The organism is Rahnella sp. PAMC25559 (assembly GCF_050632365.1).
GTDB classification, from domain to species: domain Bacteria; phylum Pseudomonadota; class Gammaproteobacteria; order Enterobacterales; family Enterobacteriaceae; genus Rahnella; species Rahnella rivi.
On the sequence record NZ_CP192543.1, the window covers coordinates 3,746,454 to 3,757,793 of the forward strand.

Sequence of the window (11,340 nt, forward strand, 5' to 3'; positions counted from 1 at the left end):
CAGTACGCCGGGCCTTTTCGTTCAGGGCTTTCTCTGCACCGGTACGCCGATGTCTTCAAGCTGCTCAACAAACACCGAAGGACGCGCTTTATCCTGCAGCAACCAGACCTGATGTTTCGCGCGGGTCATCGCCACATACAGCAAACGCCGCTCTTCCGCGTCCATGAAGTTCTCAGGCTCGGGCAGTAAAACCTGCTCCAGCACCGACTCGCGGGCCGGTGCAGGGAATCCATCATTGCCCGCATGCAACCCGACGATAATCACATAATCTGCTTGCTGACCTTTGCTGGCATGGATAGTCATAAACTCAAGATTGAGTTTCGGCCAGCGAGTGGCGGCTTTCTCCAGTATTTGCGGACGCAGATGGTGATAACGCGCCAGCACCATAATCTGCTCCTGCGCCGTGACGTATCCGCTGAGTTTATCCAGTAATTTTTCCAGTTGGTCCTCAGGAAGAATAACGACATTTTTCTTGTTCCCCTTTGTCAGGCTGTTTAATGGTTTTTTCAGCTGATAAGGGTTTTGCTGGACAAATTTATTCGCGATTTCACCAATACGATCATTGAAACGGTAGGTGGTATCGAGCGCACATTGCGCGCCTTCACCGAAGTTTTCAGCAAATGCGGTTGTCAGCGAAAGCTCAGCACCACTGAACCGGTAAATGGCCTGCCAGTCATCGCCAACGGCAAACAGGCTGGTGTGCTTGTTGAGTTTACGCAGGGCAGAAAGAAGCAGCGCACGCTGCGGCGAAATGTCCTGAAACTCATCCACCAGAATGTGTTTCCACGGGCTGACAAACCGCCCTTTCTCCAGAATATTGACGGCCTGATGAATCAGCCCTGAGAAATCCACTGCGCCCTCTTCTTTAAGCGCTGTTTTCCAGGCTTTCAGAAACGGTGCCATCAGGCGAATACGCTTCTGGAAAATTTCTTTTACCTCTTCAGGGGCGGCGTCGATCATCTCTGCCTGGCTGCCGCCATGCATACGCATCAGGCCTAGCCAGCGTTCAAGACGGCTGCACAATCTCTCGGCCAGCGCTTTGTTCTTCCAGTAATCACCCTCCGGAACGGTCCATTCAAGCTCATCGGTCATCCACTGCCGCCAGCCGCTGGCCTGGACTTTTTTCTCTGCACATTGCTGCTGCCAGGTTTTGATCAGTAAACTGCGGCGCGCTTTGGCATCCGTCTCCATTTTGCTGATTTTCGGCGTTTTTTTGCTGCCTTCCGAAATAATCTGTAATGCCAGCGCATGGAAAGTCTTGGCTTTGATGCCCTCGGTATGCAGGCGCTCTTTTATACGGGTGTTCATTTCATCGGCGGCCTGACGTCCGAACGCCAGAAGCAGGATTTGCTCCGGCTGCGCTTCCTGACGCCGTAACAGCCAGCCAGCGCGCGCCACCAGTACAGACGTTTTGCCGCTGCCCGCACCTGCCAGCACCAGCACAGCATCTTCCCCGTTGACCACCGCCCGGCACTGGCTGTCATTGAGCGGAGACACTTCGACGGTATCGAAGAAGTCACGATTACCGGCAATCACCCGATCAGTCCACGCCAGATTTCGTCTGTCGACGCTGCGTTTACCCTGCTCGAGCCAGCGCAGGCAGGTCTGATAATCGTCACGGCAGTTTTCAAATTCATTCAGGCGCTCAACCGGAACCGGTATCGCGGCAAAAGCATCGGCGATGTCTTTCTGCACATCAGCCAGATCGACACGCTTGAACCATTTATCCTGCTCTTCAATGCGCTCGATTTTTTCCACCTGCCCGTGCAACACGCCGGCACTGACGTCGCTCATTTCATCGCTCCAGCTCTGCCAGGCTTTAAGCAAATGCTGATAAAAACGCTGAGTTTCCTGCCACTCAGTGCCATGCAGACGCACGACTTTCTCTTCAGGAAGCTCGAATTCAAGCTCACCCCAGACAATGCCGCGTTTGCAGCGGATCTGGATCAGCTGATTGAAAGGGATCAGGTAGTGATGTTTGTCGCCGCTGACTTCAACGCCCGCGTTAAGCATGCGCACCCGATTGTAAGGGTGCTGAGCCAGATGTTTCCCGAAAGAGGTCGATTTCAATTCCATATCATCACACCGTGTCTTTTCTTGATTCCTGACGGAAAAATAGTATGCGTTATTTTACATGTTCGGATTCGAAAGAGTATTTAGGAGTTCACCTTTGATAACCAGAGGCGATCCGGCCCACGAAACAAGGTAGAATAAAGCAGGTGTTTCCATTTAGTGAACATGAAATCTTTTAACATTTTTAATAACTTCGGGAAGATCCCAACATGCGCACAGTGCTCAATATTCTTAACTTTGTTTTAGGTGGCTTTTTCACCACTCTCGCCTGGCTGTTTGCCACGCTGGTCAGTATTGTGCTGATTTTCACCCTGCCTCTGACCCGTTCATGCTGGGAAATCACCCGTCTGTCATTGCTGCCGTTCGGTAATGAAGCAGTACATGTCGATGATTTATATCCTGAGAGACGTAACGCGCTGCTTGCCGGTGGCGGTACTCTGCTGAATATCTTCTGGCTAATTTTCTTCGGCTGGTGGTTATGTATTTCCCACATTGTGGCGGGGATTGCTCAATGTATCAGTATTATTGGTATTCCAGTGGGCATCGCGAATTTTAAAATCGCCGCTATCGCACTTTGGCCGGTGGGCCGTCGGGTAGTTTCCGTTGAGCTGGCGAAACAAATGCGTGAATCCAATGCTGCGCGCCAACTTAATGACCGTCGCAATCGCTGAGCAACCTCGTTCGGCCAATTTTTTTAATCACTGATTATGTTTAACGTGGGGTTTTCGTGCTCTCTATTGCACCAGGGTTAAGGCGTTATGCCTATAACAGCAATGTTCTTTATCACATCAGGATTTTCATTGCGCTGACCGGTGCTGCTGCGGTGCCGTGGTGGCTCGGTCAGACTACGCTGACTATTCCGCTGACACTGGGTGTGGTGGCCGCGGCGCTGGCCGACCTTGATGACCGACTGGCAGGGCGTCTGCGTAATTTGCTGATCACCCTGGTGTGTTTTTTCATTGCCTCGGCATCAATAGAGTTGCTGTTTCCCCATCCGTGGCTGTTTGCGCCAGGACTTATGCTCTCGACGTGCGGATTCATTCTGCTTGGCGCACTCGGACAACGTTATGCCACTATCGCGTTCGGCGCGTTGCTGATCGCGATTTATACCATGCTCGGCACCAGCATGTATCACATCTGGTATCAGCAACCCTTGCTGCTGCTGGCGGGGGCAATCTGGTACAACGTGCTGACACTTGCCGGGCATTTAATTTTCCCCATCCGCCCGCTTCAGGACCAGATTTCCCGCTGTTTCACCCAACTGGCCGCCTATCTGGAAGCCAAGGCAACGTTGTTTGACCCCGATCAGGAAGATAACAATCAGCAACTGGTGGAACTGGCAATGGCCAACGGTCAGCTGGTTGCGACGCTCAATCAGACCAAGAATACGCTGCAGACCCGGCTTAAAGGCGACCGGGGTCAGAAAGGAACGCGACGCACCCTGCACTACTACTTTGTCGTACAGGATATTCACGAACGGGCCAGTTCCTCTCACGTGAAATACCTGAAACTCAGTGAACAGTTCCATCACAGCGACATTTTATTCCGCTTCCAGCGCCTGATGAGTATGCAGGCGCGTGCCTGTTTACAGCTTTCTCAGTGCATTCTTTATCGGCAACCCTATACGCATAACAGCCAGTTTGAACGCGCCTTTGCACGGCTTGAAGAGGCACTTAAGCGTCTGGAAACGCAGGGGGAACACCGGGAGATGTTGCAGGCGTTGCGCCACCTTTTGCGCAATCTGCATGCGATCGATGCGCAGCTGGCGAATATTGAATCCGAGCAATCGTTGCCGGAAAATCAGGCCGGGAAAAGCCCGTTTGTTGAAGACCGCCTCACCGGCCTGGATGATATCTGGCTGCGGATCTCACGTCACTTCACGCCGCAATCGGTATTATTCCGCCACGCAATCCGCATGTCCGTCGTGCTATTTGTCGGATATGTATTTATCCAGGTCAGCGGGCTGAATCACGGTTACTGGATTTTGCTGACCAGTCTGTTCGTATGCCAGCCTAACTACAGCGCAACGCGCCGGCGGTTAGCGCTGAGGATTATCGGGACCCTGGCCGGTATCGCGCTGGGCATACCCATTCTGTATTTCGTTCCCTCAGTGGATGGTCAGATGATCCTGATCGTAATCAGCGGGTTGCTGTTCTTCGCGTTTCGCACCGTGCAATACGCCCAGGCCACCATGTTTATCACCTTGCTGGTCTTGCTGTGCTTCAATTTGCTGGGCGAAGGGTTCGAAGTGGCAATCCCGAGGATTATTGATACGCTCATTGGCTGCGCCATTGCCTGGGCCGCCGTGACATTTATCTGGCCTGACTGGAAATTCCGCCAGATTGACCGGGTAGTCAGTAAAACCTTTCAGGCCAACTGCCGTTATCTTGATGCCATTCTGGTGCAATATCATCAGGGCAAGGACAACAGTCTTGATTATCGCCTTGCGCGACGTGATGCGCATAACTGCGATGCTGAACTGGCGTCCGTTGTCTCCAATATGAGCTCGGAGAAAAACAATGAGACGGCGACGCTTGAGGCAGCCTTTCGCCTGCTGTGCCTCAATCACACTATGCTCAGTTATATTTCAGCGTTGGGTGCCCACCGCGAAAAACTCCAGGATGCCGAAACGTTGCGCTTACTGGATGATGCTGCATGCTGCGTGGATGGCGCCCTGAATCATATGACAACCGAGACAGCCCGGGTACAGCGCGCACTTGATCACCTGACCTCGCGGATTCAGATGCGTACGACAGAATCAGACAGTAAAGAGCAACTTGTACTGCAGCAAATCGGATTGCTGGTGGCTCATTTACCTGAGCTCACCAGCCTGAATAACAAGATTTCGCCGGAACAGCATCACTCCTGATACCGTTAACCTCCGGGCATTCACTCCAGTCCCATTAATGTGGATCCTGGAGTGGGTGTTCCGATTGCTCTTGCTGATGCCTGTACCATTGAATTAACGACTCACGGGATGACATCGGCAGAGCAGCCTCATGAAATCCAAGAATTGCCCCTTCCAGCGCCATTAATATGTTAATACCCAAATCTTTTTTCACGGTACAGAGCTTTTTGTACGTCAGACATGATCCCAGCGATTTAAGATCGCCCGAATTTTCAATACCCACCTCCCAGAGTAATTTTTCCAGCGCCAGCGTCAAATTGGGGAGATCTTTTAACCGCCCTGCCTCGTTTTTTTTACGTTTATTGATATCATGCTGCATCCCTGTGAGAGAAAGCATGGCCATCTGGCGCAGTTTTCTGGGTTTCTCCCACTGAGCTTTGCTCACTTTGAAATAACGAAGAAAAACGGGCATTCCGCGTTTACGATAAATCAGCCTTTCCATTCCTAGCTCGCAAAAATATTGCTCAGTTTCATCACTGGCGCGCAGGTACAACTCGCCGTCGGACACAAGAGCAAACATCACGCGGTCAGCCGATAAACTGTACCCGCCGAACTGCGAGCGTGCACGTATGTTGCCCAATGAGGCAAAGAGTTCCGTACATTGAAGAATCCGTTTTTTTGACTGGCTTATCATTGCGTTATCCTTTTCATAATCATTCCATAGAACCATTTCTGGGTTAGCTAAACAGCTAAAATCAAAATACGCAATGTGGAGCACTGCGCCAAATACAAAATGCATTTGCAGTCAGTTACCTTCAAAATTTGCGAGATATCTTGGAAAAATTGGGTTGATCTTTGTGCACCGCCAGAGTACTGTACATTCATACAGTAACTTACTGGGGTACATCACTATGCGAACTCAACACCATGCAAATCATCATTTTAGTCAGCTTGCTTTGCCGGTAGATCATCAACAGGTAAATACGTCTGCGTCTCTGAATAATGGTCTGATCACTGAGTTCGTCTATAGTGCGAGCCAACCGGCGTTTGCCCAACTGTTACTGCCTCTGCTTCAACATCTCGGCACGCAATCCCGCTGGTTGTTATGGCTCACGCCGCAGCAAAAATTGAGCCGTATCTGGTTATCAGAATCGGGTTTGCCTGTAGATAAGATGGTGCAGGTAAATCAGATCACCGCGATGTCGACGGTGGACGCGATGGAGAAGGCATTACAGACCGGAAATTACAGTGTGGTATTAGGTTGGCTACCTGAATTGAACGATCTTGAGAGGGAAAGACTGCAAATTGCAGCCCGTCAGGGGGAGGCTTACGGGTTCGTGATGAAGCCGACAAATGAGCAGAGTTCAGCCAATGGACATCACTCAACCGTAAAAATTCACTCATTTGTATATCATTAGTTCAAATTAGGAATGTTCCGATGAAAATAATGCGGAACTTAGTGATTTGTGCTGGAACTGGCCCCAAAGCCAGTAAAAATGGGCATTCCTGACGCAGATATCCTCCAAGTTTTGTCAACAAAAGGTCAAACACGTTAAGAAATGTGTACATTTTTCCCTTTTTTTCCACAGCGTTAACACTTCAAGCTTGTAAGTTTCGCGCCACGTTGTAGACTTTACAACGCCAAGGTTGCTCTATAATGCCAACGTAAAGTGGCAAGTTCTTAATTGACGCAATAACCTTGGCGCAAGGATTTTAACCAAGGGCTTACAGCTTAAAGCTCAATTGCCTATTTGGATGATAACGAGGCGCAAAAATGAAAAAGACAGCTATCGCATTAGCAGTGGCACTGGCAGGTTTCGCTACCGTAGCGCAAGCCGCCCCTAAAGATAACACCTGGTATACCGGTGGTAAATTGGGCTGGTCCCAATACCATGACACTGGTTTCGCAAATGCTTACGAAGGTATCGGCAACGGCCCTACCCACGAAAGCCAACTGGGTGCAGGTGCGTTCTTGGGTTACCAAGCGAACCAATACCTGGGCTTTGAAATGGGATATGACTGGCTTGGTCGCATGCCTTCTAAAGGCAGCGTAAACAACGGCGCGTTCAAAGCACAAGGCGTTCAGCTGGCTGCTAAATTGAGCTACCCACTGACTGACGATCTGGACCTGTACACCCGTCTGGGTGGTATGGTTTGGCGTGCAGATTCAAAAGGTAACTTCAACAATGGCGCTGCTGGCCGCATCAGCGACCACGACACCGGTGTTTCTCCACTGGCAGCCGTTGGTGTTGAATACGCAGTAACCAAAAACTGGGCTACCCGTCTGGACTACCAGTGGGTTAACAACATCGGTGACGCAGCTACAGTTGGCGCACGTCCTGATAACGGCATGCTGTCTGTGGGTGTTTCTTACCGTTTCGGTCAAGATGAAGCAGCTGCTCCAGTTGTTGCTCCAGCACCAGCTCCAGCTCCAGTTGTAGAGACTAAGAAATTCACTCTGAAATCTGACGTTCTCTTCAACTTCAACAAATCGACCCTGAAACCAGAAGGCCAACAGGCTCTGGATCAACTGTACAGCCAGTTGAGCTCAATCGATCCTAAAGACGGTTCTGTTATCGTTCTGGGTTACACCGACCGTATCGGTTCAGAACAATACAACCAGAAACTGTCTGAGCAACGTGCACAGAGCGTAGTAGATTACCTGGTATCTAAAGGTATCCCTGCTAACAAGATCTCTGCACAAGGCCAAGGTAAATCTAACCCAGTTACTGGTTCTACCTGTGACTCCGTTAAAGGTCGTGCTGCTCTGATCGACTGCCTGGCACCAGACCGTCGTGTAGAAATCGAAGTTAAAGGCTACAAAGATACTGTTACTCAGCCACAGGCTTAATAACACTCTTTAGCTTTTGCTACAGATACTAAAAACCCCGCCTCGGCGGGGTTTTTTTATGTCCTGATGTAACCATCAGAAGCGAAACCGGAACAGATAACGTTGCTGATCAGAAAGGATATGGAGACAGGTCAGCTATCTTGTTTACCCAGAATTTGCTGTAAATCTTCCTTCAGTGATGACATCTGATTCGCATATTTCTCTTTACGTTCAGCATCTTCAAGCAACTGTATAATCGTATCCGACAACGTTGCCCCGCGACGTTGTGCGAGCCCTGCAAGACGCTGCCAGACCAAAAACTCCAGATCGATAGACTTCTTACGGGTGTGCTGATGTTCAGCATTGAAATGGCGTTTACGGCGGGCGCGAATGGTTTGCTTGAGACGATTTTCCAGCGCCGGATTCATATTATTAGCAATCCAGTCCATGACCTTTACCGGTTCATTTTCCAGGCTAAGAAGTTGATTCACTGATTCATGCGCAGCGCTGTTTTCTAAATGGCGGGTGATCCGCTCACCTTCCCGGTGTTTTTTCACCAGATACTTCCATTTCCAACCGCTTTCGAGATTTTCCAGTTGCTGATATTTCATCGTGAACTCTTCTGTGACCACGTAACTTTACTAAGCATAACAGTTTTATTTCAATTTTCACTGCAAATAAACCCGCCGATTTGTTTGTTTTTTGCGCACCTGTTCAGCAATGTGCGTTAACTCGGATTTGGGGGTGACTCTCATTGTATGCAGCCGTGTTTATTCTTGTATAATCGCACTTTCCCTTTTTATAGAAAACAGCTAACACATTGACCAATAACCGACTTGACTGGCAGCTTTTACTGCCCGACTCCGCGCCTTATGAGGCAATCTTTGCAACGGCTGCCCAGTTAGCCCCTGTCGATTTCGCTGGAACTCAGCCTCGGCTGGAAAATGGTTTAACGCTGTTTTGTCATCCCCGCTCGCGCCCCCGCTTTATGGTCCTTAAAGCACAGGAAAACCGTGAGTATCTGTCACGTATCTCGAATGTGGTCAGCGAACTGCTCCCTGAGCCGCAAGAAATTGCCGGTAACCGCTATCACATCGAAGGCAATAAAGTGACGCTACTGGCGGCAAAATCGGCAGAAGATGCCTTTGCAGCCAAATATACCTGTCAGTACCGTGAGTGGGTTGAGCCGGAACAGCTGTTTGGCTGCGTGCGGATCTATAAAGACCAGATTCAGCTTGAACCAGGATTGGTCCATCATCTGAACGGTGGCGTTCTGATTCTGTCGATTCGCAGCCTGCTCGCGCAGCCTCTGATGTGGTTACGTCTCAAGCAGATGATTACCGAAGGGCAATATCACTGGGTTTCTCCCGATGAAACACGCCCGTTGCCGGCAACCATTCCGCCAATGCCGATGGATCTCCGCCTGATTCTGGTGGGTGACCGCCTGTCTCTTGGCGATCTCAGCGACATGGAACCTGAGCTGATGGATTCCTCCATCTACGGTGAATTTGAAGCCGACCTGCCGTTGACTGAAACCAGCGATATGGAAACCTGGTGTGGTTACGTCAATACGCTGGCAGATGAGCTGGATGTCCCGCGTCTTGCCGCCGATGCATGGCCAGAGTTCCTGAAGATAGCGATTCGCCAGAGCACCGATCAAGGTAGCCTGATTCTGGATCCGGTCTGGCTGAACACGCAGCTTAGCGAAGCGGCCCTCTACAATGAAGATGAATGGCTGAGTGCGAAAGCATTTGAAGCTGCGACCAGTTCCCGCGCATGGCGTGAGAGTTATTTACAAGAACGCATGCAGGATGAAATCGAACTTGGGCAAATTCTCATCGAAACCGATGGCGAAGTTGTCGGGCAGATCAATGGGCTGTCTGTTCTTGAATATCCGGGCCACCCGCGAGCACTGGGTGAACCTTCACGTATTAGTTGTGTCGTACACACCGGCGACGGTGAGTTTACTGACGTCGAGCGCAAAGCAGAACTGGGCGGCAATCTTCATGCAAAAGGCATGATGATCATGCAGGCCTTTCTGATTTCTGAACTGGAGCTCGACCAGCCTCTGCCCTTCTCCGCGTCTATTGTGTTTGAGCAATCTTACGGAGAAGTAGACGGCGACAGCGCCTCCCTGGCTGAACTTTGTGCACTGGTCAGTGCGCTTTCAATGCAGCCGATCAACCAGCAAATTGCTGTGACCGGTTCTGTTGATCAGTTTGGGAACGTGCAACCTATTGGTGGCGTAAATGAAAAAATCGAAGGTTTCTTCGAAGTTTGTCAGCGCCGTGGTCTGACCGGGAAACAAGGGGTCATTCTGCCCACCAGCAACGTGCGTAATTTGTGCCTGCATCCGCAGGTTATAGACGCCGTTCGCGAAGGCCAGTTTCATTTATGGGCAGTTGATAACGCAGCCGAAGCGCTGCCTATCCTGACCGGACTGATTTACTCAAACGAAGGTGAAGTTGAAGAAGAACGTCCGAGTTTGTTGGGGTTGATTCAGCAGCGCATTGCGCTGGCAACATCGCAAGGTGGCCCGCGTTATCCCTGGCCTCTTCGTTGGTTGAACTGGTTCAGTCGCAGCTGATCGGAGTTGTTCAGCTTACAGCTGTAAGCTAATCTTCGTCCTTCATCAAAATAAGGCTTACATAGAACATGGTAGATAAACGCGATTCCTATACGAAAGAAGACCTCATAGCTTCCGGCCGCAGTGAACTCTTCGGCGCAGGCGGTCCTCCGTTACCGTCAGGCAACATGCTGATGATGGATCGCATCGTCAAGATGCAAGAAGATGGCGGCACCCATGGCAAAGGCTATGTAGAAGCTGAACTGGATATCAATCCGGACCTGTGGTTCTTCGGTTGTCACTTCATCGGTGACCCGGTGATGCCTGGTTGTCTGGGTCTGGACGCTATGTGGCAGTTAGTGGGCTTCTATCTGGGCTGGCTCGGTGGCGAAGGCAAAGGCCGCGCACTGGGCGTCGGCGAGGTGAAATTCACCGGTCAGGTTCTGCCTACGGCTAAAGTGGTGACTTATCGCCTGAACTTCAAACGCGTGATCAACCGTAAACTGATCATGGGCGTTGCAGATGGTGAAGTGCTGGTTGACGGTGTTGTGATCTATACTGCAACAGATCTGAAAGTAGGTTTGTTCAAGGACGCTGCTGCGTTCTGATTCGGCAAATACTGCAATTAACAGAACGGCGGGTCTTCGGATCCGCCGTTTTTTTATGCCTGATTTATCTCTGATCTCTGATAAGAGATAATTGTGAGTGATATAAAAATCTCGGTAATGACTACCCGCATAAACGAAAACCTCCGCGCGTAGCGGAGGTTGTTCCTTTTTCTGCCAGTGCCGCCGCTTAAGCGGTTACGGCCCTGACCTCCATGGCTTGTCGCCAACCCCCGAGCCAATGTGATCGGGCATCTAATGATTGGTAGGGGCAAATCTCTTTTGAGCGCCCGCCAATACCTGCTTGATATCCACGTGATTGTGCCCGTTCCAGGCGATCGCGTTTTTGTCTCTTCATGCCTTGTATCCCTCATTATTCAGGTCAGGTGGAAAGAAAACAGTGGTGCGCTTCTGCGTC

10 protein-coding genes are annotated in these 11,340 nt (G+C 50.5%); 6 read left to right on the forward strand and 4 right to left on the reverse strand.

Annotation, left to right across the window (positions count from 1 at the left end; genetic code table 11):
* Window positions 1-21: 21 nt before the first annotated feature.
* Complete coding sequence (helD, locus tag ACQZQY_RS18470; RefSeq protein WP_431296172.1) at window positions 22-2,076, reverse strand: DNA helicase IV; 2,055 nt, start codon at window positions 2,074-2,076, stop codon at window positions 22-24.
* A gap of 206 nt (window positions 2,077-2,282) precedes the next feature.
* On the opposite strand from helD, the gene ACQZQY_RS18475 reads away from it, so the two are divergent.
* On the forward strand, window positions 2,283-2,744 hold the full coding sequence (locus ACQZQY_RS18475; protein WP_056769344.1) for a YccF domain-containing protein: 462 nt from the start codon (window positions 2,283-2,285) through the stop codon (window positions 2,742-2,744).
* Between the two features lie 56 nt (window positions 2,745-2,800).
* Window positions 2,801-4,942, forward strand: coding sequence for a YccS family putative transporter (gene yccS, locus ACQZQY_RS18480; RefSeq protein ID WP_421670776.1), 2,142 nt, complete (start codon window positions 2,801-2,803; stop codon window positions 4,940-4,942).
* 34 nt (window positions 4,943-4,976) lie between these two features.
* Here the strand turns inward: yccS and ACQZQY_RS18485 are convergent, their stop codons facing one another.
* Window positions 4,977-5,720, reverse strand: a complete 744-nt coding sequence (locus ACQZQY_RS18485; RefSeq protein ID WP_414070791.1) for a TfoX/Sxy family DNA transformation protein — start codon at window positions 5,718-5,720, stop codon at window positions 4,977-4,979.
* 112 nt (window positions 5,721-5,832) lie between these two features.
* Between ACQZQY_RS18485 and sulA the strand changes: the two genes are divergently transcribed.
* Window positions 5,833-6,339, forward strand: coding sequence for an SOS-induced cell division inhibitor SulA (sulA, locus tag ACQZQY_RS18490; protein ID WP_056769338.1), 507 nt, complete (start codon window positions 5,833-5,835; stop codon window positions 6,337-6,339).
* 356 nt (window positions 6,340-6,695) lie between these two features.
* Window positions 6,696-7,772, forward strand: a complete 1,077-nt coding sequence (gene ompA, locus ACQZQY_RS18495) for a porin OmpA (protein ID WP_056769336.1) — start codon at window positions 6,696-6,698, stop codon at window positions 7,770-7,772.
* Between the two features lie 131 nt (window positions 7,773-7,903).
* Here the strand turns inward: ompA and matP are convergent, their stop codons facing one another.
* Complete coding sequence (gene matP, locus ACQZQY_RS18500) at window positions 7,904-8,362, reverse strand: macrodomain Ter protein MatP (RefSeq protein WP_056769334.1); 459 nt, start codon at window positions 8,360-8,362, stop codon at window positions 7,904-7,906.
* A gap of 209 nt (window positions 8,363-8,571) precedes the next feature.
* On the opposite strand from matP, the gene ACQZQY_RS18505 reads away from it, so the two are divergent.
* Window positions 8,572-10,338, forward strand: a complete 1,767-nt coding sequence (locus tag ACQZQY_RS18505; RefSeq protein ID WP_431296173.1) for an AAA family ATPase — start codon at window positions 8,572-8,574, stop codon at window positions 10,336-10,338.
* A 68-nt stretch (window positions 10,339-10,406) separates the two neighbouring features.
* Window positions 10,407-10,925, forward strand: a complete 519-nt coding sequence (fabA, locus tag ACQZQY_RS18510; protein ID WP_056769330.1) for a bifunctional 3-hydroxydecanoyl-ACP dehydratase/trans-2-decenoyl-ACP isomerase — start codon at window positions 10,407-10,409, stop codon at window positions 10,923-10,925.
* 187 nt (window positions 10,926-11,112) lie between these two features.
* On the opposite strand, the gene rmf is transcribed toward fabA, so the two are convergent.
* Window positions 11,113-11,280, reverse strand: a complete 168-nt coding sequence (gene rmf / locus ACQZQY_RS18515; protein WP_072158021.1) for a ribosome modulation factor — start codon at window positions 11,278-11,280, stop codon at window positions 11,113-11,115.
* Between the last annotated feature and the right edge of the window lie 60 nt (window positions 11,281-11,340).

Excerpts from the sequence above, each read along its gene's own strand:
- rmf (WP_072158021.1), bottom strand. The coding sequence starts at position 11,280 with ATGAAGAGACAAAAACGCGATCGCCTGGAACGGGCACAATCACGTGGA.
- ACQZQY_RS18475 (WP_056769344.1), top strand. The coding sequence starts at position 2,283 with ATGCGCACAGTGCTCAATATTCTTAACTTTGTTTTAGGTGGCTTTTTC.
- ompA (WP_056769336.1), top strand. The coding sequence starts at position 6,696 with ATGAAAAAGACAGCTATCGCATTAGCAGTGGCACTGGCAGGTTTCGCT.
- ACQZQY_RS18485 (WP_414070791.1), bottom strand. The coding sequence starts at position 5,720 with ATGCATTTTGTATTTGGCGCAGTGCTCCACATTGCGTATTTTGATTTT.
- matP (WP_056769334.1), bottom strand. The coding sequence starts at position 8,362 with ATGAAATATCAGCAACTGGAAAATCTCGAAAGCGGTTGGAAATGGAAG.
- sulA (WP_056769338.1), top strand. The coding sequence starts at position 5,833 with ATGCGAACTCAACACCATGCAAATCATCATTTTAGTCAGCTTGCTTTG.
- helD (WP_431296172.1), bottom strand. The coding sequence starts at position 2,076 with ATGGAATTGAAATCGACCTCTTTCGGGAAACATCTGGCTCAGCACCCT.
- fabA (WP_056769330.1), top strand. The coding sequence starts at position 10,407 with ATGGTAGATAAACGCGATTCCTATACGAAAGAAGACCTCATAGCTTCC.